General features: G+C 73.3%; 18 protein-coding genes. 14 read left to right on the forward strand and 4 right to left on the reverse strand.

Annotated elements, in window-relative coordinates:
• Position 1: 1 nt before the first annotated feature.
• The gene (locus tag ACFWUZ_RS01745) at positions 2–673 is read right to left on the reverse strand and encodes a DUF4142 domain-containing protein (RefSeq protein ID WP_384365340.1); all 672 of its coding nucleotides are present in this window, start codon (positions 671–673) and stop codon (positions 2–4) included.
• Between the two features lie 401 nt (positions 674–1074).
• Between ACFWUZ_RS01745 and ACFWUZ_RS01750 the strand changes: the two genes are divergently transcribed.
• The 3 genes from ACFWUZ_RS01750 to ACFWUZ_RS01760 all read left to right on the forward strand — a co-directional run bounded on the left by ACFWUZ_RS01750 (position 1075) and on the right by ACFWUZ_RS01760 (position 4066).
• Positions 1075–1731, forward strand: a complete 657-nt coding sequence (locus ACFWUZ_RS01750; RefSeq protein ID WP_384365343.1) for an HD family hydrolase — start codon at positions 1075–1077, stop codon at positions 1729–1731.
• Between the two features lie 81 nt (positions 1732–1812).
• Complete coding sequence (locus ACFWUZ_RS01755) at positions 1813–1929, forward strand: hypothetical protein (RefSeq protein WP_384365345.1); 117 nt, start codon at positions 1813–1815, stop codon at positions 1927–1929.
• A 184-nt stretch (positions 1930–2113) separates the two neighbouring features.
• Positions 2114–4066, forward strand: coding sequence for a flavin monoamine oxidase family protein (locus ACFWUZ_RS01760; protein ID WP_384365348.1), 1953 nt, complete (start codon positions 2114–2116; stop codon positions 4064–4066).
• 21 nt (positions 4067–4087) lie between these two features.
• Here the strand turns inward: ACFWUZ_RS01760 and ACFWUZ_RS01765 are convergent, their stop codons facing one another.
• Positions 4088–6004, reverse strand: coding sequence for an NAD-binding lipoprotein (locus ACFWUZ_RS01765; RefSeq protein WP_384365351.1), 1917 nt, complete (start codon positions 6002–6004; stop codon positions 4088–4090).
• Between the two features lie 102 nt (positions 6005–6106).
• A complete protein-coding gene (locus ACFWUZ_RS01770) occupies positions 6107–6580 on the reverse strand; it encodes a DUF5990 family protein (protein WP_384365354.1) in 474 nt (157 codons plus the stop codon).
• 228 nt (positions 6581–6808) lie between these two features.
• On the opposite strand from ACFWUZ_RS01770, the gene ACFWUZ_RS01775 reads away from it, so the two are divergent.
• Positions 6809–8674, forward strand: a complete 1866-nt coding sequence (locus ACFWUZ_RS01775) for a glycoside hydrolase family 3 protein (protein WP_384365357.1) — start codon at positions 6809–6811, stop codon at positions 8672–8674.
• A gap of 125 nt (positions 8675–8799) precedes the next feature.
• Entirely contained in the window at positions 8800–9639 is an 840-nt protein-coding gene (locus ACFWUZ_RS01780) for a PaaX family transcriptional regulator C-terminal domain-containing protein (protein WP_384365360.1), read from the forward strand.
• A 131-nt stretch (positions 9640–9770) separates the two neighbouring features.
• Here the strand turns inward: ACFWUZ_RS01780 and ACFWUZ_RS01785 are convergent, their stop codons facing one another.
• Positions 9771–11399: a carboxylesterase/lipase family protein gene (locus ACFWUZ_RS01785; RefSeq protein ID WP_384365363.1), complete on the reverse strand. Its 1629-nt coding sequence runs from the start codon at positions 11397–11399 to the stop codon at positions 9771–9773.
• A 240-nt stretch (positions 11400–11639) separates the two neighbouring features.
• Here ACFWUZ_RS01785 and ACFWUZ_RS01790 point away from each other — a divergent pair, with 240 nt between their 5' ends.
• From ACFWUZ_RS01790 to ACFWUZ_RS01830, 9 genes are all read left to right on the forward strand, one after another.
• Positions 11640–12815, forward strand: a complete 1176-nt coding sequence (locus tag ACFWUZ_RS01790) for an ABC transporter substrate-binding protein (RefSeq protein ID WP_384365366.1) — start codon at positions 11640–11642, stop codon at positions 12813–12815.
• A 1-nt stretch (position 12816) separates the two neighbouring features.
• Positions 12817–13695: a branched-chain amino acid ABC transporter permease gene (locus ACFWUZ_RS01795; protein WP_384365369.1), complete on the forward strand. Its 879-nt coding sequence runs from the start codon at positions 12817–12819 to the stop codon at positions 13693–13695.
• Positions 13696–13703: 8 nt separating this feature from the next.
• Complete coding sequence (locus ACFWUZ_RS01800; RefSeq protein ID WP_384365373.1) at positions 13704–14669, forward strand: branched-chain amino acid ABC transporter permease; 966 nt, start codon at positions 13704–13706, stop codon at positions 14667–14669.
• On the forward strand, positions 14666–15451 hold the full coding sequence (locus ACFWUZ_RS01805) for an ABC transporter ATP-binding protein (RefSeq protein ID WP_384365376.1): 786 nt from the start codon (positions 14666–14668) through the stop codon (positions 15449–15451). Before ACFWUZ_RS01800 ends, ACFWUZ_RS01805 begins: the two co-directional genes overlap by 4 nt.
• Positions 15448–16155 (forward strand): ABC transporter ATP-binding protein, encoded by a 708-nt coding sequence (locus tag ACFWUZ_RS01810; protein WP_384365379.1) that lies wholly within the window; start codon positions 15448–15450, stop codon positions 16153–16155. The genes ACFWUZ_RS01805 and ACFWUZ_RS01810 overlap by 4 nt, the downstream gene beginning before the upstream one ends.
• A 354-nt stretch (positions 16156–16509) precedes the next feature.
• On the forward strand, positions 16510–18336 hold the full coding sequence (locus tag ACFWUZ_RS01815; protein WP_384365382.1) for a SpoIIE family protein phosphatase: 1827 nt from the start codon (positions 16510–16512) through the stop codon (positions 18334–18336).
• A 245-nt stretch (positions 18337–18581) separates the two neighbouring features.
• The gene (locus ACFWUZ_RS01820; RefSeq protein ID WP_384365385.1) at positions 18582–20210 is read left to right on the forward strand and encodes an AMP-binding protein; all 1629 of its coding nucleotides are present in this window, start codon (positions 18582–18584) and stop codon (positions 20208–20210) included.
• A gap of 142 nt (positions 20211–20352) precedes the next feature.
• Complete coding sequence (locus ACFWUZ_RS01825) at positions 20353–20844, forward strand: acyl-CoA thioesterase (RefSeq protein WP_384365388.1); 492 nt, start codon at positions 20353–20355, stop codon at positions 20842–20844.
• A gap of 89 nt (positions 20845–20933) precedes the next feature.
• Positions 20934–23327 carry a bifunctional salicylyl-CoA 5-hydroxylase/oxidoreductase gene (locus tag ACFWUZ_RS01830; RefSeq protein ID WP_384365391.1) on the forward strand — a complete coding sequence of 798 codons (2394 nt, stop codon included), beginning with the start codon at positions 20934–20936 and terminating at the stop codon, positions 23325–23327.
• The last annotated feature ends 8 nt before the right edge of the window (positions 23328–23335 follow it).

Below are 23335 nucleotides of genomic sequence, written 5' to 3' on the forward strand. Positions count from 1 at the left end.
TTCACTTCGTCGGTCGGACATCGGAGGGGCGGAGCGGGGTGGCGGGCGGGGGCCCGCCGGCGACGGCGTCGAAGTCGACCAGCCCGGTGTCCTCCAGGACCGTGATGTGGTCCAGGACCGTGGCGTTGGCCGAAGTGGCGAGGGACCGGACCATGGAGTTGCGGGTCTGTGCCCGGATCCCGGCCAGCAGTGCGAACACCTTTCCGTGTGCCTGGCGCAGCAGCTGGACGAACAGCCGCTCGTACTCGTCGCCCTGGGCACTGGTCATCTGGCGCAGCCACTCCTGCTGCTGTGTGCTCGGCTGGTTGGGCAGGTCCACGCCGAGGGCCTGGCCGACCTGGATGACCTGCCGGTCCAGCTCGGTGTGGCCGTCGACGAGGTGGTCGCCGGCCGTACGTACCGAGGGACGCGTCCCCCGCTGCTGGGCCTGGCGTCCGGCGGGCAGTTCCCACAGGCCGGCGAGCCGTACCTTCCGGACGAAGTCCCGGTCGGCGGCGGTCAACGGCCCGTACGCCGTGCTCATGGTCCCGCCGCCGTCGTCCTCGCCCGCGGGAGCCGCCGCGGCGGCCGAGGCACGGCCGCCGTAGCTCTCCACGGGGATCAGCAGCGCGATCAGGGTGACGGCCAGGGCGGTGATGACGACACCGCTTCCGATCGCGTACCTCGTGCCCACCGACAGGCTGCTGGCGGATCTCCGCCGCAATGACAGCACAACTGCCTCCTCGCTCCGTGGTCCCGGAGGGGGCGGGGGCCGCAGGCCCTCGTACGTCCTGCGGTGCGCACCCGCATGACCGGGGTGCCACGGGACGCTAGTGCCAGTTGTGGGGCCGCCACGGGAGGACCATCACCCTTGGACAAACATCGGGGCGGCCCCCCGAAGGGCTGGTATCTTCCCGCGTCCGGGAGGCCACGGCCCCAGTCGCACCGCAGGCGTGCCGCGGCCGCGCCCTGGCGCGCGACGGCCCGGTCGGCCCCGCCGGCCGGGGACGCCCGCCGCGCCCGCCGGGCCGACCGACCGTGACCGCTGAACGGCCCGCACCACCGTCCCGCCCACCGCACCGCCGAGGAGATCCCGTGACCGACGAAGACCTCCCTCCGCTCGCCGCATCCGTCCGGCAGCCCGAGGGCACCCCCGACCGGCTGCGCCGGCAGATCGAGTTCGTCATCGAGGTGGACCGGCTCAAGAACGTCTTCCGGCAGAGCCCGCTGCTGGCCGCGGACCGCAAGGAGAACGACGCCGAGCACTCCTGGCACCTCGCCCTGATGACCCTCGTGCTCGCGGAGTACGCGGACGAACCCGTCGACACCAGCAAGGTCCTGGCCCTGGTCCTCGTGCACGACCTGGTGGAGATCTACGCGGGGGACACCCCCCTGTACGACACCGCGGGCGCCGCCGGCCAGGAGGCGCGGGAACAGCGCGCCGCGGACCGGCTCTTCGCGCTGCTGCCCGGCGACCAGCAGGAGCGGTTCCGCGCCCTGTGGGACGAGTTCGAGGCGCGCGTCACCCCCGAGGCGCGCTTCGCCAAGGCCATGGACCGGCTCCAGCCGCTTCTGCTCAACTACGGCAACGAGGGCGGGACCTGGCGCACCCCGGGGGTCACGGAGGAGGTGGTGCTCACCCGTAAGTCCGTGATCAAGGATGCCTCGGGGGACCTCTGGGAATACGCGCGGAGCCTGATCCGCACCGGTGCGGACCGGGGCTGGGTGCCCCGTGACCGCACGGGCGCCTGACGGGCCGCCGCAGCCGTGCTCACACACCGTGATCGTGGCTGGCCGGCGGGGGGAAACGGATGCTCCGGTGACCAGAACACCGTGCCTCCCTGTCCCGAGTGCTCCAGTGCCCACACGTACGGGATGGGCTCGCTCCTCGTCCGCCCCGAGTGCGCCCACGAGTGGCAGCTCAAGTCCGGCGTGGTCCGCAAGGTCTGACCGGCGCCCCGCCGGCCGGGGCCGGCCACCGGTCCTGCTCCGAGCCGGTTCCCGGGCAGGAGTAGTACGCGCCCGAAATCCAGTTCGTCAGCGCCGCACATCCGGGGCCGCACGTCCGGGTGGTTGTTCCCCGCCGGGGCCCTTTTCGGCATTCCGGGCGCGACCGGACCGCAAGAGTTGCCCCATGATCATCGACCCGCCCCCTGTGCCCGGCTCCTCGAACGAGCCCGCCCCGGCACCCGCTCGCCGCCCCTCCCGCCGCACCGTCATCGCCGGTGCGGCCGCCGTCGCGGGAGCCGGTGCGCTGACGGTCGCGGCCGCCTCCGCCGAGACCCCGCAGGCCGCGGCCGGCTCGGCACGCCCCGACTGGGACACCTGCCTGACCATCGCCCGGGCCGTCCTCGTACGGGACGACGAGGACCGGCCGCTGGTGCCGCGCTACGCGGACATCCTCCTCAAGGACGGCCTTCCCCCCACCCGGAACGCCCGCAAGAAGGTGCTGATCGTCGGCGCCGGGCCCGCCGGGCTCACCGCCGCCCACCTGCTGCGCGAAGCCGGACACCGGGTGACCGTCATCGAGGCCAACGGCAACCGGGTGGGTGGCCGGATCAAGACCTTCCGGACCGGCGGCCACGAGAACTCCCCCTCCCCCTTCGCCGACCCGAAGCAGTACGCCGAGGCCGGCGCCATGCGCATCCCCGACAGCCACCCCCTGGTCACCGGACTGATGGACGGCCTGGGCCTCAAGCGCCGGCGCTTCCACCTGGTCGACGTGGACGGCTCCGGCCGCCCCGCCTACCGCACCTGGATCTTCGTCAACGGTATCCGCGTCCGCCGGGCCGACTACGCCCGCAGCCCCCAGCAGCTCAACCGCTCCTTCGGGGTCCCGGCGGCCTACGAGGGCCTTCCGGCCGCGCAGATCGTACGCAACGCCTTCGCTCCCGTGCGCAAGGAGATCGAGGGCAAGAAGGACAAGGAGCTCGTCGAGGGCTGGGCCCGCGTCATCCAGCGGTACGGGCACATGTCGATGTACCGCTTCCTGACCGAGGAGGCCCAGCTCGACGAACGGACCATCGACCTCATCGGGACCGTCGAGAACCTCACCTCCCGGCTGCACCTCGCCTTCGTGCACAGCTTCATCGGGGCCTCGCTGATCAGCCCCGACACCGCCTTCTTCGAACTGCCCGGCGGCACCGCCACCCTGGCGGACGCGCTGTACGGCCGCGTCAAGGACCTCGTCCGGCTCGACCGACGCGCCACCCGGATCACCCACGGCGAGGGCCGGGTCAGCGTCGACACCGTCTCCGAGGGCCGCGGCGGCAGCCCGGTCCGGCGGGAGACCTTCACCGCCGACACCGCGATCATCACCGTGCCCTTCTCCGGGCTGCGCCACATCCCGGTCACCCCCGCCCTCTCCTACGGCAAGCGGCGCGCGGTCACCGAACTCCACTACGACGCCGCCACCAAGGTGCTGCTGGAATTCAGCCGCCGCTGGTGGGAGTTCGACGAGGCCGACTGGAAGCGCGAGCTGGAGGCCGTACAGCCGGGCCTGTACCGCAAGTACCAGCTCGGTCAGACCTCCGAGGACGGAGCCCTGCTGGGCGCGCACCCCTCCGTACCCGAGGGCCACGTCTCCGGCGCCCAGCGCGCGCACTACGCCGCCTGCCGCCTCGTCACCCGCGACCAGCCCGAGGCGGCCGGGGTCGTCGGTGGCGGTTCGGCGACCGACAACCCCAACCGGTTCATGTTCCAGCCCTCCTACCCGGTCGAGGGCAGCCCGGGCGGCGTCGTCCTCGCCTCCTACAGCTGGGCGGACGACGCCCTGAAGTGGGACTCCTTCGACGACGCGGAGCGCTACCCGCGCGCGCTCGCCGGGGTCCAGGACGTGTTCGGGCAGCGGATCGAGGTGTTCTACACCGGCGTCGGCCGCACCCAGTCCTGGATGCGCGACCCGTACGCCTACGGCGAGGCCTCCGTCCTGCTGCCCGGCCAGCACACCGAACTCTTCCCGCACGTCCGCACGCCCGAGGGGAGCCTGCACTTCGCCGGCTGCCACACCTCGATCAAGCCGGCCTGGATCGAAGGAGCGCTGGAGTCCGCGGTCCGTACCGCCCTGGAGGTCCACTCCGGGGGCTGACCGGGAGCCCCGCCGCAACCGTCAGCACTCGGCGAGGACGATCAGCCGGTCGCCCTCGCCGAAGCGGACCCGCTGCCGCTTGTCGGGATTGATCCGCACCCCGTAGTCGGGGCCCGTGGCGGCTTCGGCCCGCAGCTGGTAGCCGATCGCGCAGGCGCGGTGGCGCCGCGCCGAGGCGACGGCGGTGGCGAAGGAGACCTCGTGGCCGGCCCGGACGTAGTCCGTGGCCGGCCTCAGGTACAGCTCGTGCCCCTCCGCGCCGAGCAACTCGGCGAAGACGGCAGCGAGATGGCTGCTCTCCGAGATCTGGGTCATGAGGAGACTGATCAGCCGGCCGCTGACGATGAAGTCGGCGCTGTCCCGGGCGGGCGCCAGCAGCCGGTTGCCGTCGTCGGACATCTCCGTGGTGAGCGAGAGTTCGCGCCGTGCGGCCTCCCCGATCGCCCGCAGGTGCAGCAGGGTGACCAGGGTCCGGTCGTCCGCCTCGGCCTCGGCCTCGGCCCCGATCTCCCCGTCCGCACCCGCCCGCGTCTCGCCGAGGACGATGACACCGTCGTACGAGGGCACGTCCAGCTTGTCCAGCACCAGGGGATCGGTGATGTCCCCGCGGCGGAAGGCCACTTCGAGCCGCCGGGCCGCCGTGACCTCCGGGGCGTTGCGGCCCGGCGGCTCGTCGCCGAGGGCCACGACGTCCAGGGTGGAGCCGGGGTCCACGTACTCGTCGAGCTGTTCCACGACGAGCGGGGCGCGGCGGCTCCAGCCGAGGAGGAGCAGGCGCTCGGGTGCGGGCGTCCGGGGGGCGGGGGAGACGATCGCATCCTCGTCGACGAAGGAGGAGGCGTCCGCCGGTACGGCCGTGTCGTCGTCCCGCGAGATGACGACGAGCCGGTCGCCCGCACCGACGGGCGTACCGGGGTCCGGGTTGAGCGCGACGCTGCCGTCGCCGCGCAGCAGGCCGACCACCGAGGACGTGGTGAAGGACAGCAGGGCCTCCCCGAAGGTCCGTCCCACGAGGTCCCCGGCGGCTGCGGTGTAGAACTCGTCCCCCTCGAAGTCCAGCAGCTCCTGGTACACGAGGGACAGACCCGGCTGGCGCGCGGTCTGCACGAGGAGCCGCGCGACGATGTCGTCGACGCACAGCACGTGCCCGCCCGGCCCGGCCGCCAGCCTCGCCGTGAGGTGGTTGCGGGTGTCGCGTACGGCGGCGACCACCACCACCGCCCCGGCGGTCCCGGGTACGGCCGCGTCGAGTGCGAGCAGGGTCTTCACCACCTGGGCGTCGCCCGCGTCCCCGCCGGGAGGCAGTACGAGGACGGCCTTCGCGGTCTGCGGGCTCACCCGGAGGAGTTCCGTGGGGTCGGTGGTGCGTCCGCTGCGGCAGATGATCCTGGTCCTGCCGGTGTGGGTGACGTGGGTGGAGATCTCCTCCTCCATCGCCACCTTGTCCATCGGGGCGAGGACGGCGAGGGCCGACCGGCGTTGGTTGGCGTGGGCGGCGACGAGCTCCCCGATCACCGGGAAGATCTGGTCGGACCAGCCCAGGACGACGGTGTGCCGCTGTTCCAGCACGGTGGAGTGGCCGAGGCGCAGCGCCATGATCCGGCGGTTGAGCCCGGTGGTGATCAGGCCCACCAGGGTCGACACGAACAGCAGGGCGACGAGGGCGAGGGTCACGGAGGCGAGGACGTACAGGGGCGGCCCGACCGCGCCCCCGATCTTGAGCGTCTGGCCCACGCTGACCCACACCGCCGTGAGCCGGCCGTACGGGGTCGTCGGGGCCGCCCGGTCGGCCCAGACCAGGACGGTGCTCGCCGGTACGACGACGGCGAGGCAGGCGAGCGTCAGCCAGCCGACGAGGGCGGTGGTCCCCCCGGCCACCAGGTGGTCGAACCGGTAGCGCAGGCGCAGCCGGAGGGACGTCCTGTACTGCCCCGCCATGCCAGCTCCCGCGCCTGAGACCGTGCTCCACGGGCGGCTGCCCGCCACCCGGAGCCCACGTTAGACACATGAGCGCGGCCCGGCCGCCGCGGACCGCCGTCCTCACCCGGAGGTATGAACGATCAGTGGGGAACCGGGGCGTGGCGGTCCGGCGGAGGGGGTCCACGCGATCGCGGGCGGGCGCACCGCGCCGCAGAGCGGCATCCCGCAGGAGTCGGTGAGGCCGAGCGTCGCGCAACCGCCGCCGTGCTCGACGACGGGTGCGGGGAGGTCGTCGAAGAAGACCTTGATCCGGCGGAACATCCCGAACGTCCCGCCGGGCGGCAGTTCCCCCCACGTCAGGTAGAAGAACCGTGCTCCGCGCCGCCCTTGTACGTGGGGTCCGCGGAAGTCCGCGCTCCCGTCGGGCGCGGTGGTCCGGGTGACCGTGAATTCCCAGACGGCCTCCGCCGCGTCCCCCGGAGCCAGCCCTTCCGGCTCGCGCCCGCGCTGGACCCCGACATGGACGTGCCGATGCGGCCCGCACGTGAGCCCGGGCAGCTCCCGGCCGGTGACGCGGAGCGAAAGGGAGGACATGGGCCCAGCCTACGAGCGGGCGGCGGCGGGCGGGAGGGGCTCCCCGCCCGTGTCCTGCGGCCGTACCGGCCGGGGCTCGCGTCCCGGCCGGCCGCATGGTGGTCACCGGGCCTGCCGCAGATCCAGTTACACGTGTAATCTCCGGGTGGGCGCCCGGCCCGGGCCGTCGTACGGCGCCCGCGGCCCGTCGGGCGGCCCCCTGCCCCGTGAAGCTCCGAGGAGAATTCGATGGCACACACCCCGGCGGCCCGGCCGCGCGTCCTCACCGCCCCGGACGGCACGCCGTTCCGCGATCTCAACGGCAACGGCGTCATGGAGCCCTACGAGGACCCCCGCCTCCCCGTGCCCGAGCGGGTCGCGGACCTCCTGCGGCGCATGACGCTGGAGGAGAAGGCGGGCCTCCTGTTCCAGACCATGGTCACCATCGAGCCGGACGGCTCCCTCGTGGAACCCGGACCGGGGGCGCCCGACGACGACCCGATGCGCGCCTCCACCTCCGCGATGGTGACGGGCAGGCTGATGAACCACTTCAACCTGTTCGGGGCGGCGGCCCCGCGCCGCATGGCCGAGTGGAACAACCGCCTCCAGGACCTCGCGGCCACGACGCGCCTCGGGATCCCGGTGACGGTCTCCACCGACCCCCGCAACGGTTTCGTCGACAACCCCGCCGCGAGCGCGCAGACGGAGGGCTTCTCGCTGTGGCCCGAACCGCCCGGCCTGGCCGCCGTCGGGGACGAGGAACTCGTCCGCCGGCACGCGGACGTCGTGCGCCAGGAGTACCTCGCGGTCGGCATCCGCCTCGCACTCCACCCGACGGCCGACCTGGCCACCGAGCCCCGCTGGCCCCGGGTCCTGGGCACCTTCGGCTCCGACGCCGGGGCCGCCGCCCGCATGGTCGGCGCGTACGTCCGCGGCCTGCAGGGCGAGAGCCTCGGTCCCGACAGCGTCGCGGCGATGACCAAGCACTTCCCCGGGGCCGGGCCGCAGCTGGACGGCGAGGACGCGCACTTCCCGTACGGGCGCGAACAGGTCTACCCCGGCGGGAACTTCGACTACCACCTGATCCCCTTCGAGGCGGCCTTCGCCGCGGGCACCTCGCAGGTCATGCCCTACTACGCCATGCCCGTGGGCACGCCCTACGAGGAGGTCGGCTTCGGCTTCAACAAGGGGGTCGTCACCGGCCTGCTGCGCGAGAAGTACGGCTTCGACGGCATCGTCTGCACCGACTGGGGGCTGGTCACCGACACCCAGATCTTCGGGGCGCCCTTCCCCGCGCGCGCCTGGGGCGTGGAGCACCTGGACCGGCTGACCCGGGTGGAGCTCATCCTGGACGCCGGAGCCGACCAGCTCGGCGGCGAGGCCGCACCCGACCTCGTGGTGGAACTCGTACGGACCGGCCGGGTGACGCCCGAGCGCATCGACACCTCGGTCGCCCGCCTGCTGCGGGAGAAGTTCGTCCTCGGCCTCTTCGACGACCCCTACGTGGACCCCGACGCCGCGGCAAGGATCTGCGGGAACCCCGCGTTCACCGCGGAGGGCCTCGCAGCCCAGAGCCGCTCGGTCACCGTCCTCAAGGACCGCCCCGCCGGGGCCGCCGGGCCGCTGCTGCCGCTGGCCCCGGGGACGCGCGTCTACACCGAGGGCGTCGACCGGGCCGTCGCGGCGCGGTACGCCACGGTCGTGGAGACACCGCAGGAGGCCGAGGTCGCGGTGCTGCGCATCGCGGCCCCGTACGACAAGGAGCGCACGACCGGGTTCGAGTCCTTCTTCCGGGCCGGCCGGCTCGACTTCACCGAGGAAGAGCTGCGCCCCGTGCTCGACGTCGCCGCCGCCGTTCCGACCGTCGTCGACATCTTCCTGGACCGGCCGGCGGTCATACCCGAGGTCGCGGAGCGGGCGGCAGCGCTCGTGGCCGACTTCGGCGCCTCGGACACGGCGCTGCTGGACGTGCTCTTCGGCCGGGTGCGGCCCGAAGGGAAGCTGCCCTTCGAGCTGCCCCGCTCGATGGCGAGCGTCGTCGCCGGGCACGCGGACGTGCCCGACGACTCCGGGGACCCGCTCTTCCCCTGCGGTCACGGCCTCCGGCTCGGCTGAACGGCCCCGCCGCACCGGGTCCCGCCGGGCACCGGCCCGGCGGAGCACCGGGCGCCACCGCACCTGGACGGGGCTCCGCCGGCCCGGCTCGATAGGATCGCGACCGCAGACGACGGAAGGCGATCATGGCGGACAGTCCCATTCGGCCCAGCTCCCTGATCAATACGGTGTACGGGGCGTTCCTGCGGCGCCTCGGCGGGTGGATCTCCGTCGCCGACCTGATCACCCTGATGTCCGAACTGGACGTCGACGGCCCGGCGGCCCGCTCGGCGATCTCCCGGCTCAAGAAGAAGGGCGTACTCGAACCGGAGCGCCGCGGGGCCACCGGCTACCGGCTCAGCGAGGCCGCGCAGCCCGTCTTCGACGAGGGCGACCGTCGGATCTTCGGGAGCCTGGAGCCGGCGAAGCTCAGCGACGGCTGGGCGATGGCCGTCTTCTCCGTACCCGAGTCCGAGCGGTCGTACCGCTACCAGCTGCGCACCCGGCTGACCTGGCTGGGCTTCGGGAACATCGCCCCGGGCGTGTGGCTGGCCCCGGGCCGGCTCCTCGGGGACGCCCGCGACATGCTCGTGCGGCTGGGGCTCAGCGACTACGTGCACCTGTTCGCCGCGGACTACGCGGCCTTCAGCGACCTGCCCGGGACGGTCAGCTCCTGGTGGGACTTCCCTGCGATCCAGGAGCAGTACGCCACCTTCAGCCGGGCCTACGCACCCGTGGCGGAGGGGCTCGCGCAGCAGGGCGGTATCGACGGCGGCGAGGCGTTCCGCCGCTACGTGCCCATGCTCACCCAGTGGCGCCGGCTGCCCTACCTGGACCCCGGTCTGCCCACCGAGCTGCTTCCGGCCGACTGGAACGCGGTGGCCGCCCGCCAGATGTTCCAGCAGCTGCACGAGGTGCTCGCGGCGCCGAGCCTGCTGTACGTGGAACAGGTCGCCGGCCTGCGCGGGGGCGTGCCGCAGGCGTAGGCCGTCGTTTTCGGATCGTGCCGGGCTGCGCGGGCCCGGCACGATCCGGGAGGGGCGGCGGGGAAGGCGTCGTGCGCCCCGGGCGGGTCCGGGCCGCACGGTCCCGCCCGGCGGGAGGGGCGGCGGGGAGGTTACGGGGTCCCGGGGTGGTGCAGGCGGCGCCAGTGGCCCGCGAGGTCGCCGGCCGCGGCGGTGACCGAGTCGAAGGCCATGGTCGTGCGGGTGTCCCGCTCGTAGCGGCCCCACCGCGGCATGGGGTCGTGGTGGGGGTCGCCGGTGCGGACGAAGGAGATCCAGGACGCGTGCACGGTCGCGGCGAGGCCGTCGCGCACCCTCGGGTCCAGCCCCGCGAGGAAGGGGGCGTGCGCCCATTTGTCGAAGTTGTCGAAGACGAAGGGCAGTTCCAGGCAGTGCGCGGCCCCCAGCCGACCGCCGTGCGCCGGCGTCGGCAGGTTGAACTGGTACGCCCAGACCGGACGGCCGCGGGCCGCCCGCCGCTCGGCGAGGGCCAGGGCGGGCATGCGGAACAGGTCGTCTCCGATCAGGTCCATCAGCACGTCCACCGGCCGGGCGCCCGGCCGGGCCTGCTCGTACGCGGTGTACGCCTGGGCGGCCCGGTTGCCGAAGGTGTCCCGGGCCCGGGCGAGCACCTGCTCCCTGGTCGCGGCGGCGTACGGCTCGCTGAGCGCGAAGGCGAAGTTCGCCTCTTCCCTGGTCCAGCCGATGAGGACGTCGATGTCGGCCCCGGCGCCGCTGAGCAGCAGGTCGGTGGGGTGGCGGTCGAGCGTGACCCCGTCGATGACCGGCAGGAACGGGGTCGACCAGTAGCCCCACTGCCCGGTGCGGCCGAACATCTCGAAGGTGGCGGCGACCAGGCGCGGCCACGGTACGGCCCGTAGCTCCGCCACGTTCTTGACGCCGAGGATGTCCAGGTAGACCGCGGTGCGCCGGAGCGACTCGGCGCGGTCGGGGATCTTCAGGCCGAGCGGCGGACTCTGCAGGACGGCGCGCCGGAACAGCGGGCGGCCCTTGGGCCGGGTGCCGGCCAGCGCGGCCACGGACAGCGCGCCGCCGGACTGGCCGGCCACGGTGATGTCGTCCGGGTCGCCCCCGAACGCGGCGATGTTGTCCCGTACCCACTGGAGCGCGGCGAGCTGGTCGGTGAGCCAGAAGTTCCCCCCGGCGCCGTCCTCGCCGAAGTAGAGGTATCCCAGCGGTCCGAGCCGGTAGTTGAGGGTCACGACGACGAGGTCCCCGTCGCGGGCGAAGGTCTCGCCCGAGTAGACGGGCAGCGAGCCGGACCCGGAGATGAAGCCGCCGCCGTGGATCCACACCGTCACCGGCCGCTTGGCGCCGTCGGCCGCGGGGGTCCATACGTTGAGCGTGAGGCAGTCCTCGTCGAACGGGGGCGAGCCGTGGGTTCCGAGTACCTGGTCGCCTCCTTCCCGGTAGGGCTGCGGCGCGCTCGGACCGAACGAGGTGGCCTCGCGGATGCCCCGCCAGCCGGGGTGGGGCTGGGCCGGCCGCCAGCGGAGGGCGCCGACGGGCGGCGCCGCGTAGGGGACGCCCTTGAAGACGGCGAGCCCTCCTTCGGCGCTCCCGCGCAGCCGGCCCGCGGGCAGCTCCACCACGGGCGGGGGCAGCTGCGCCCGCGGGGCGGCCTGCGCGGTGAGGGCGCCGGGGGCACCGGAGAGCAGTGCGGCGCCGGCCAGCACGCTGCCGTTCCTCAGGACCTTGCGTCGCGACGGGTCGTCGGTCATGGTGCCTCACTCCTTGACGGGTCAAGGGCCTGCCGCCGAGTCGGCATGGCGCCAAATTGACGATGGCTAGTGTTACGCCATATTCACGCCCGGGGTCAAGGCGTCGAGCCGCCCTGGAATCCGTTATCTTGCGCACTCTTGACGGTCGTCTCAATTACGCGATAGACACGTGTCACCCTCGACTTCCTCCCTTCGGCACCACCGGCTCGCGAGGGCCGGCTGACCACGTACGGAGTCCCCATGGCAGGACGGTTTCGTCCCCTCGGTCCGATCGCTTTCACGGCAAGCCTGTTGCTGGTCACCGCGTGCGGTGGCGCCAGCCTCGGGGCCGGCGGCGGAGACCAGCAGAACGGGCCCGTGAAGATCGGGCTCCTCGTCCCGCAGTCCGGGATCTACAAGGCGCTCGGCGACGACATGAGGCAGGGCTTCGAGCTCTACCTCGCGCAGCACGGCGGCAGGCTCGGCGGCCGTGACGTGGAGATCGTGATCGCCGACGAGGGGGAGACGGCCGACTCGGGCAAGGCGGCGGCCGAGAAACTGGTCAAGCAGGACCGCGTGCTGGCGGTGAGCGGCGTCGTCAGCTCGGCCACCGTCAACGGCGTCAAGGACCTGTTCGAGTCCAGCAAGGTCCCGCTCGTCGGCTCCAACGCCTCACCGACGAACCTGACGGGGACCGGGTACATCTGGCGGACCTCCTACGTCAACGACGAACCGGGCAAGGCGCTCGGCAAGCACGTCGCCGAGAAGGCCGGCGGCCCCGTCTTCCTGATCGCCGCGGGCTACCAGGCGGGCAAGGACGAGGTGGAGGGCTTCAAGTCCACCTTCCTCCCGGCGGGCGGCACCCTCGCGGGGGAGGAGGTCTACACCCCCTTCCCGGGCACCAAGAACTTCCAGCCGTACCTCGCGCAGATCGAGAAGTCCGGGGCGAAGGCCGTCTTCTGCTTCTACGCCGGCGGCGCGGCCGTCGACTTCGTCAAGCAGTACCGGGACTTCGGACTGGCCGGGAAGATCCCGCTCTACGCACCGGGCTTCCTCACCGAAGGCGGCGTGCTCAAGGGGCAGGGGGAGGCGGCCGAGGGCATCCTCACCGCACTCAACTACAGCGCGGACCTGGACAACGCCGCCAACCAGCGCTTCGCCCCGGCGTACACCTCCGCCCACGGCACCGCCCCGACCACCTACGCCATGGCCTCCTGGGACGCGGCGCAGGTCCTCGACAAGGCGATCAAGGCGGCCGGCGGCACGGTGACCCCGCAGACGGTCAACGCGGCCATCGGCACGGTGGGCGACATCGACAGCCCGCGCGGCACCTGGCGGTTCAACGCGGGCGGCACGCCCGTCCAGCCCTGGTACCTGCGCGAGGTCAGGCAGGGCGCCAACACCGTCAGCTCCGAACTCGGCAGACTGGGCGGCTGACATGACCGGATGGCTCGACGGGAACCTCGTCAGCGTCGTCGACGGGGTCGCCTTCGGTCTGCTGCTGTTCACGATCGCCGTGGGCCTCTCCCTGGTCTTCGGCATGATGGACGTGCTCAACCTGGCCCACGGCACGCTCTACCTCGCCGGGGCCTACGTCGCCTACGCACTGTCCGACGGCAGCCTCACGGGTCTGCTCCTCGCGCTCGCCGCCGGAGTCGCGGTGGGCGTCCTGGGCGGGGCCGCGCTGACGTTCCTCACGCAGCCGCTGGCCCGGCGCGGGCACCTGGACCAGGCCGTGCTGACGCTCGGGGTCACCTTCATCGTCGCCGACCTCCTCGCCGCGGCCTTCGGCGGCGAGGTGCTGCCCACGGACCCGCCCGTCGCCCTGAGGGGCACGGTGGACCTGCTCGGCCACGCCTACCCGGTCTACCGGCTCGTGTTCATCGGTGTCGCGGCCTGCCTCGCGCTCCTCGTCCACCTCACCTTCGAACGCAGCTCCCTCGGAGCCCTGGTACGGGCCACCGTCGCGGACCGGGACATGGTCCGCGCACTGGGCGTCGACGTCCGGAAGGTGCTGTACGGGGTCTTCGCGGCCGGTGCGGCCCTGGCCGTGGCCGGCGGTGTCCTCGGAGCGCCCATCCTGGGGCCCGGGCCGGGCGTGGACGAGACCGTACTGGTCCTCTCGCTCGTCGTCGTGGTCATCGGCGGCCTGGGCTCGGTGCGCGGGGCACTGGCCGGCGCGCTCCTGATCGGCCAGGTGCAGACGCTCGGGGTGGCACTGCTCCCCGAGTACGCCCCCTTCCTCCTCTTCGGCACGATGCTGGTGGTCCTCGTGGTCCGCCCGCACGGCCTGATCCCCTCGGCGGTACGCACATGAGAAGCTCCGTGACCGCAGGGAACGGGGCGAGGCGGCTGTGGGCGGGCGCCCTCGTGGCCGGACTCTCCCTGGCGCCCTTCGTCCTCGGCCCCTACGCCATCGGCACCCTGTCCCGGATCCTGGTGTTCGCCCTCCTCGCCGTGAGCGTGCACCTGCTCACCGGCCTGACCGGGCTGCCGACCCTCGGCCAGTCGGCGTACTTCGGCGTCGGCGCCTACACGGCGGCCGTCGTCGCTACGCGCCTCACCGACATCGGGATCCTCCAACTCCTCGTGGCCGCAAGCATGTCCGCCCTCGTTGCCGTGCCGACCGGATGGCTCGCCGTGCGGGCCCGGGGCGTGGTGTTCCTGATGCTGACCCTGGCGGTCGGCGAGATCGTCTACAGCGCCGCCGTCAACTGGAAGTCCCTGACGAACGGCACCGACGGGATCGCGGGCATCCCGCACGTCGTTCCGCTGCCCGGCATGCCCGCCCTGGAACTCGACGGACTGGTCTACTTCTACGTCCTGGCCGTGTCCCTGGCACTCCTCGCGGCGGTCTCCCGCCTGGGCTCGACCCCCTTCGCCCTCGCCCTGCGCGGGATCCGCGACAACGAGCCCCGGATGAGGGCCATCGGCTACCCCACGCAGCGGTACGCCCTGGCCGTCTACTGCGCCGCCGGAGCCCTGGCCGGCGCCGCCGGAGCCCTGTGGGTGTCGGTGCAGCGGTTCGTCTCGCCCGGTGACGCCGGATTCGAGATCGCCGCCCTGGCCCTGCTGGCCGTCGTCATCGGCGGCACCGGATCGCTGCCAGGGGCCTGCGCCGGCGCCGCGCTGGTCTGGCTCACCCGCGACCACCTGGGCAACCTCGAAGCCGTCGCCGGACGCGGGCCGCTCCTGCTCGGGCTGCTCTTCGTCCTCGCCGTCTACGCACTGCCCCGCGGACTGGCCGGCGTACGGCTCCCGCAGAGACCGTTCCGCAGGAGGACGACGTGACCGGCCCCCACGCCCTGGAACTGCGCCGGGTGTCCCGGCACTTCGGCTCCTTCCGGGCCCTCGACGAGGTCGACCTCACCGTACGGCCCGGCGCCCGGCACGCGGTCATCGGCCCGAACGGCGCCGGCAAGTCGACCCTGTTCGGCCTCGTCTCGGGCACCCTCGCGACGACCGCCGGAACCGTCCTCGTCGACGGGCAGGACGTGACCCGGCTGCCCGTGCACCGCCGGGTCGGGCTGGGCGTCGCCGCGACGTTCCAGCACTCCAGCCTCTTCCTGCGCGAGACCGTGCTGGAGAACGTCCTGCTCGCCGTACTCCGCCGGACCGGAACCGGGCTCGGGCTCGGGCTCGGGCTCGGGCGACGTGGCAGCCGGAAGGCGGGCGCCCGCGACGCGGCCGCCGCGCAGGCACACGCCCTGCTGGAGCGGGTCGGCCTGCCCGCCCGGCACGACGTCACCGCCGCCGCCCTCTCGCACGGCGAGCGGCGCCAGCTGGAGGTGGCCGTCGCACTGGCCACCGAACCCCGGCTGCTGCTCCTGGACGAACCGGCCGCCGGCATGTCGCCGGCGGAGACGGCCCGCCTGACCGAACTGATCGCCGCCCTGCCCGGGGAGGTGACCGTACTCCTCGTCGAACACGACCTCGACATGGTCTTCGAACTCGCCGACACGGTGACGGTCATGCACCTCGGCAGACACCTGAAGACCGGATCCCCGGACGAGGTACGGGCCTCCGCCGAAGTCCAGACCGCCTACCTCGGCACCACGGAGGTCTCCCCATGACGCCCTTCCTCCGCATCCGCGCGCTGCGCTCCGGCTACGCGGGCGGTGTTGTCCTCGGCGGGGTCGACCTGGACCTCGACGCAGGCGGGACCGTCGCCCTGCTCGGGCGCAACGGGGTCGGGAAGACCACCCTCGTCTCGACCGTCACGGGGCTCGTCCGGCCCTACGGAGGCAGCATCACCCTCGACGGCCGGGAGATCGCCGGAGCCCGCGTCGACGTGATCGCCCGGGCCGGGGTCGGCGTCGTCCCCCAGGGCCGCAGGGTGTTCGCGCCGCTGACCGTGGACGAGCACCTGAGCATCGCCGGCCGGCGCCCGGCGCGCGGCCCGTGGACCAGGGACCGCGTCCTCGACCTGCTGCCGCGGCTGGGGGAGCGGCTCGGCCACCGCGGCGACCAGCTCTCCGGAGGGGAGCAGCAGATGCTCGCGATCGCCCGGGCCCTGCTGGGCAACCCGCGCCTGCTGCTCCTCGACGAGCCGTCCGACGGGCTGGCGCCCGCAATCGTCGCCCAAGTGGGCGAGGTGATCCGCGAGGTGAGCGCCCAGGGCATGTCGGTGGTCCTCGTCGAACAGAACCTGGGGCTCGCCCTCTCCGTCGCCCGGACCGTGGCGGTCATGCGGAAGGGAGTCATCGTCCACCAGGCGGCCGGCGCGGAACTCGCCGCCCGCCCCGCCGACCTACGGCGCCTGCTGGGCGTCGAGTGACGGGACCGCCGCGGCTCCTGTCGCCCCCGAACAGGCGGGAGACGATAATGGAGGCTTGCCGGAATTGATGAGCGAGGCGACATGCGCGAATCAGACAGTGGCGGGCAGAGTCCGGCAGCGGCCCCGGCCCCCGCACCCGTCGGCGACACGGCAGCGGTCATTCTTGATCATCAAGGGGTGGTCGTCTCCTGCACGCCGACGGCCTCAGCGTTGATCTCGTGTGCGCCGGGGGAGGTGTGCACGGCGCTCGCGGAAGCACTTCCGGGCACAGGGTACGGGGAGCGCCGCCGTCTCGCGATCCCTGCCGGGTGCGGTCCGGATCCCGCTCGGGCCCTGGAATGCGTCCTGGTGCCGATGGTGTCGCGCCAGGCCGCAGGCCAGTGGCTCGCGCTCGTCACCCCGGCCGGGGGCACGCTCCCGGCCGGGGGCGCGACCGACGCGCCGGACCGCGAGGCGGAACGGAGGCGGCGGGAACTCTCCCACGCCGCCGCGGCGACGATCGGCGCCTCCCTGGACGTCGTCGACACCGCACAGACGCTCGTGGACCTCCTCGTGCCCCTCTTCGCGGATCTCGCCACGGTGGACCTGGCCGAGCAGGTGCTCGTGGGCGACGAGCCGCCCGAGTTCGCCGCGAGCGGCGACGTACGCCTGCGCCGGATCGCGGCCGCCCGCAGCGCGGACATCCCGGCGGAGAAGCTCCTGGCCGTCGGGGAAGCGGTGCCACCCGTCCGCGACAACGCCCTGATGCGGCCTCTCATGGAGGGCCGCCCGGTGGTCGTGCCCGACATCAGCACGCTCCGCACGACGCTGCCCGTGGACCCCGAGGCCCTCCAGGCGTTCGTCCCGCCCGGTGCGCGCTCCTCGGTGGCGGTCCCCCTCTACGCCCGCGGCCTCATCCTCGGCTGCGTCACCGTCTGGCGCTCCGACCGGCTCCCGGCCTTCGGCGACGGGGACGCGGCCCTCCTGGAGGACGTCGTCACCCGCACCGCGCTCGGCGTGGACAACGCCCGGCGCTACACCAGGGAGCACCGCTCCGTGCTGGCCCTCCAGCGCAGTCTGCTGCCGCACTCGGCGCTGGACCTGGGCGCCGCCGAAACGGCGGGCGTCTACCAGCCGGCCGGCGGCGGAGTGGGGGTGGGCGGGGACTGGTACGACGTGATCCCCCTGCCCTCCCTGCGGGTGGCCTTCGTGGTGGGCGACGTCGTCGGCCACGGCCTCGACGCCACCGCGGCCATGGCCCGGCTGCGCACCGCCGTCCAGACCCTGGCCGATCTCGACCTGGACCCCGGAGAACTCCTCACGCACCTCGACGACCTGGTGCTCGGCTTCTCGGCGGAGCGGGCGGCGGGAGCCGGCCGCTCCGAACTGGCCGTCCTGGGGGCGACGTGCCTCTACGCCGTCTACGACCCGGTGGCGGGACGGCTCACCGCCGCCAGCGCCGGCCATCCTCCGCCGGTCGTCCGCTGCGCCCGCGGCGAATCCTTCACCGTCGAGATGGCGCCGGGACCGCCGCTGGGCGTCGGCGGCATGCCGTTCGAGGTGGCGGAGCTCGACGTGTCCCCGGGGAGCACGCTGGCCTTCTTCACCGACGGCCTGGTCGAGAACCGGGTCCGCGACGTGGAGGAGGGGACTGCCGCGCTGCGGGACTGCCTCGCGGTGTCCGCGGCCACGGCCGGCCTGACGCTGGACGAGACCTGCCGGCACGTCCTCGGCTCGCTGGTGCCGGAGGTGCCCGGCGACGACGTCGCCCTGCTCCTCGCCCAGGTGCGCCGGCATCCGCCCGGCCGCGTCGCGACATGGGAGTTCGAGGCCGAACTGTCGCAGGTCGCGCGGGCCCGGGAGGGCGTCGCCGGACAGCTGTCCGACTGGCAGCTGGACGACCTCGCCTTCGTCACGGAGCTCGTCGTCAGCGAACTGGTCACCAACGCCATCCGCTACGCCGGGGGGCCCGTGGGGCTGCGGCTGATGCTGGACGAGGTGCTCGTGTGCGAGGTGTCCGACCCCAGCAGCACCCAGCCGCGCCTGCGGCGGGCCAGGGACACGGACGAAGGCGGGCGCGGCCTCTTCCTGGTCGCCCAGCTCGCGGACCGGTGGGGCTGCCGGTTCACCGGCCAGGGAAAGACCATCTGGACCGAACAGGCCGTCGGTGCTCCGCCCCGCGAGGACGGCGCCAGCCGCTGAGCGCCCCGGCACATCCGGTCGTATAGGACGTATGTCCGCATTCCTTGCGTGCCGTGCTGGGACATGCTTAGCATGTTACACGTGTAACAACAAGCGGGAGGCGCCCTGTCGGCGGGATGCGGGCGGGTGGGTCGGGGCCGGTGGAGCGTCGGCGAAATTCGAATGTCCCGAAATATTGACGGTCGCCATTCCGGCGACATACTTGCTTCATTCTCCCTGCTGCCCCAAGACCGAGGTGCCGCCCCATGGAGCTCTCCCCGTCCGCGCATGCGGACTCCTTCTGCCGCGACCGGCTTCCCCCCGCCTCCCTCTGGCCCGAACTCCACTTCGACCTGCCGGAGTTGAACTACCCGGACCGCCTCAACTGCGCCCAGTGGCTGCTCGACGACGCGGTCGACCGCTGGGGACCGGACCGCCCCTGCCTGCTGACCCCCACCGAGCGGTGGACGTACGGCCGGCTCCGGCAGCGCGCCGACCAGGTGGCCCAGGTGCTGACCGAGGACTTCGGGCTCCGGCCCGGCAACCGCGTGCTGCTGCGGGGCCCGAACAACCCCTGGCTCGTCGCCGCCTGGTTCGGTGTCCTCAAGGCGGGCTGCGTCGCCGTCACCACCATGCCGCTGCTGCGGGCCGCGGAACTCTCCGAACTGCACGGCATCAGCCGGCCGTCCGTCGCCGTGTGCGACCACCGCTTCCTCGCGGAACTCGCCGAGGCCGACACCCCGGGACTCGACGTCCTCGCCTACGGAGGGCCGGACGAGGACGACCTGACCCGGCGGTGCGCCGCCAAGCAGGGCCGGTTCACCGCGGTCGACACCGCGGCGGACGACGTGGCCCTGATCGCCTTCACCTCGGGGACGACGGGCCGCCCCAAGGCCACCCTGCACTTCCACCGGGACGTCCTCGCGAACGCGGACACCTTCTCCCGGCACGTGCTGAAGCCCCGTCCGGACGACGTGTTCACGGGAACGCCGCCGCTGGCCTTCACCTTCGGGCTCGGCGGACTCGTGGTCTTCCCGCTGCACGTGGGCGCCGCCACCCTGCTGATCGAGCAGGCCGGACCCGAGCAACTCGCCGACCTCGTCGCGGAGTACGGGGTGACCGTGCTCTTCACCGCCCCCACCGCCTACCGGGCGATCATGGCGGCCGGTGTCACGGACCGGCTCGCGGACCTGCGGCGCTGCGTATCGGCCGGGGAGGCGCTCCCCGCCCAGGTGTGGGAGGAGTTCCACGCGGCCACCGGTCACCGCATCATCGACGGCATCGGCGCCACCGAGATGCTCCACGTCTTCATCTCCGCCGCCGACGAGGACATCCGGCCCGGCTCCACCGGCAGGCCCGTCCCCGGCTACCGCGCCCGGATCGTGGACGAGGACGGCGCGCCCGTCCCGGACGGCACGCCCGGCCTGCTCGCCGTCACCGGCCCCACCGGGTGCCGGTACATGGAGGACCCGCGCCAGACCGCGTACGTGCGCAACGGCTGGAACGTCACCGGTGACACCTATGTGCGGGACCGGGAGGGGTACTTCTGGTACGTCGCCCGCAGCGACGACATGATCGTCTCCTCCGGCTACAACATCGCCGGCCCCGAGGTCGAGAAGGCCCTCGCGGTGCACCCCCACGTCGAGGAGTGCGGCGTCGTCGGGGCCCCCGACGCCCGGCGCGGCATGCTCGTGAAGGCGTACGTGGTCCTGCGTCCCGGCATCCCCGCGGACGGGGCGACCGTCAAGGAGCTCCAGGACCACGTCAAGCGGACCATCGCGCCCTACAAGTACCCCCGCGCCGTCGAGTTCGTCACCGAACTGCCGCGCACCAGCAACGGCAAGCTCCAGCGCGGCGAACTGCGCAAGCGGGCCCATCGCGCCGACCCCCGCTAGCGGTCGGCCTCCCGTACCGACGGGGCTCCCCGTGCCCCGAGGCACCCCCGTACCCCCCGTACGGGCCACCTCACGTGCCCGCCGGGGCACGCCCGTACCCCCGTACCGGCCGGATCCCCCCGGCCCGATGAAAGGCACCGCCATGACCGCTTCCCACCCGCGGAAGGACCCCGGCGCCGGCAGCTGCGCCGCCGGCTGTCCCGAAGCGCTCGTACCGAATCCGCCCGGCATCGTCATCGAGCGGCGCGTGGAGTGGCAGGACACCGACGCGGCCGGCCATTACCACCACTCGACGGTCGTGCGCTGGGTCGAGGCCGCCGAGGCGGCCCTGCTGCGACGGCTGGGGCTCGCCCATCTCTTCGGCAGCACGCCCCGGGTCCACTTCGAGGCGGACTACCGGGCCCGCCTGTGGTTCGGCGAGACCGTCCGTACCGAACTGCAGGTCACCCGGGTCGGAACCAGCTCGCTCCACTACGCCTTCACGGTCCGCGGCGCGGACCGGGAGGTGGCGGCCACCGGGCGCATGGTCATCGCCCACTCCGCCGCCCGCGCCGCGGGTTCCGCGGCCTGGCCCGACGAGGTGCGCGACGTGCTCACCGGGGCGGGGCCCCAGGCCCCGGAACTCTTCGCGTGACCAGGGCGACGCCCCGCCGATATAACGTCATCTTGACGAGCGTCAGATTTCCAGCATATTTTGAGCTCGGAACCACGAGGAGGAGCGCCGTGCGCGTAGCAGTTATCGGAGGAGGGCCCGGCGGGCTGTACTTCGCGGCCCTGGCCAAGCAGCTGTCCCCGAGTTGGGAGATCACCGTCTGGGAGCGCAACGCTCCCGATGACACCTTCGGGTTCGGCGTGGTGTTCTCCGACGAGACGCTCGACGGCATCGCCCAGGCCGACGCCCGCATCTTCGACGCCATGTCCGCGGACTTCGCCCGCTGGAGCGACATCGACGTCCGCTACCGGGGCAGCGTGCTCACGTCGGGCGGCCACGGCTTCGCCGCCCTGGGCCGCAAGCGGCTGCTCCAGATCCTCCAACAGCGCTGCGCCGCCCTGGAGGTGGACGTCCGCTACCGCACGCAGGCCCCGCCGGTCGAAGAGCTCTCCGCCCGGTACGACCTGGTCGTCGCCGGGGACGGGGTCCGCTCGGCCACCCGTGCCGCCTACGCCGGCACCTTCGGGCCCGACCTCGACGAGCGGAACTGCCGCTACATGTGGCTCGGCACGGACAAGGTCTTCGAAGCCTTCACCTTCATCGTCGCCGAGGGGGACTTCGGGACCCTCCAGGTCCACGCGTACCCCTTCGACGACACCCGCTCCACCTTCATCGTCGAGATCGGCGAACAGGCCTGGCGGCGCGCGGGCTTCGACCGGTTCGCGGCCCGCGACCACCCGCCGGGCACCAGCGACGAGGACAGCATCCGGCTCTGCGAGGAGATACTCGCCGACCACCTCGACGGCCACCGCCTGCTGCCCAACAACTCCAAGTGGATCCGCTTCACCACCGTCCGCAACAGGACCTGGCGGCACGGCAACGTCGTCCTGCTCGGGGACGCCGCCCACACCGCGCACTTCTCCATCGGCTCCGGCACCAAGCTCGCCATGGAGGACTCGCTCGCGCTGGCCGCCTGCCTCCACGAGCACGAGGACGTCCCCGCGGCACTCGCCGCCTACGAGGCCGAACGCAAGCCGGTCGTCGAGTCCACCCAGCGCGCCGCCCAGGCGAGCCTCGAATGGTTCGAGAACGCCGGACGCTACACGGGCCAGAACCCGCACCAGTTCGCCTTCAACCTCCTCACGCGCAGCCGGCGCGTCACCTACGACAACCTCCGGGTGCGCGACCAGGAGTTCACCGACGCCGTCGACTCCTGGCACGCCACGGACACCGCCCGGGAGCTGCCCGCAGCCGGCCGGACGGGTACGCCGCCCATGTTCCGCCCGTTCCGTCTCGGCGGCCTGCACCTGCGCAACCGGGTTGTCGTCCCACCCGTCGCGCTCTACACCGCCCGCGACGGCGTACCCGGCGACTTCGACCTCGTCCACCTGGCCACCCAGGCCATCGGCGGCGCCGGCCTGGTCTTCGCCGGAATGACGGCCGTCAGCCCCGAGAGCCGCGCCACGACCGGCTGTCCCGGCCTGTACACCGACGAACAGGAGGCCGCCTGGAAGGGTGTCGCCGACTTCGTCCACCAGCAGTCGGACACCTGCCTCGGCATCCAGCTCACCCACGCCGGCCGCCGGGCCGCGGCCGGCGGCCCCCGCCCGGACGGCAGCCCCGGCCCGGTCGGCGCGGAGAGCCCGGCCCCGGTCGCGGCGTCCGCCCTGGCCTGGGACGACGACGGTGCGGTGCCGCGCGAGGCCACCCGGGCGGACATGGACGCCGTCACCCGGGACTTCGTCACCGCGGCCGGACGTGCCCACCGGGCCGGCTTCGACGTGCTCGAACTCCAGTACGGGCACGGTCACCTGATGTCCGGATTCCTCTCACCGCTGACCAACCTCCGCACGGACGCCTACGGCGGCACCCTGCACGGACGGCTGCGCTTCCCCCTGGAAGTGCTCCGCGCGGTCCGCGAGGTCTGGCCGGCCGGCAAGGCGCTCGTCGTCCGGATCTCCGCCGCCGACTGGGCCGAGGGCGGCACCACCGAGGCCGAGGCCGTCGAGATCGCCCGCGCCCTCGGCGCTGCCGGGGCCGACGCGATCGACGTGTCCACCGGTGAGGTCGTCGCCCACGAACGCCCCCGCTACGGCCGCAGCTACCAGACCCCGTACGCCGACCTCATCCGCAACGCGACCGGTGTCCCCACCATCGCGGTCGGTGCGATCTCCACGTACGACGACGTGAACTCGATCGTCCTCGCCGGCCGGGCGGACCTGTGCGCTGTGGGCCGGGCCCAGCTCCACGACCCGCTGTGGACCCTGCACGCAGCCGCCGCCCAGGGGTACACGGGCCCGGCGGCCCCCTGGCCGGCGTCCTGGAAGGCCGGCAGCGGCCGGCCCCCGGCCGCGCGCACCGACCGCGTCCCGCCGCGGCTCCAGCTGCTCCGGGAGCCCGCCGCCCCCGTGCACCAGCGCTGGCTGCCCCTCGTCCACGCCGCCGCCTGCACCGCGGCCCACTGATCCGGAGG

The organism is Streptomyces sp. NPDC058646 (assembly GCF_042716875.1).
Classification (GTDB): domain Bacteria; phylum Actinomycetota; class Actinomycetes; order Streptomycetales; family Streptomycetaceae; genus Streptomyces.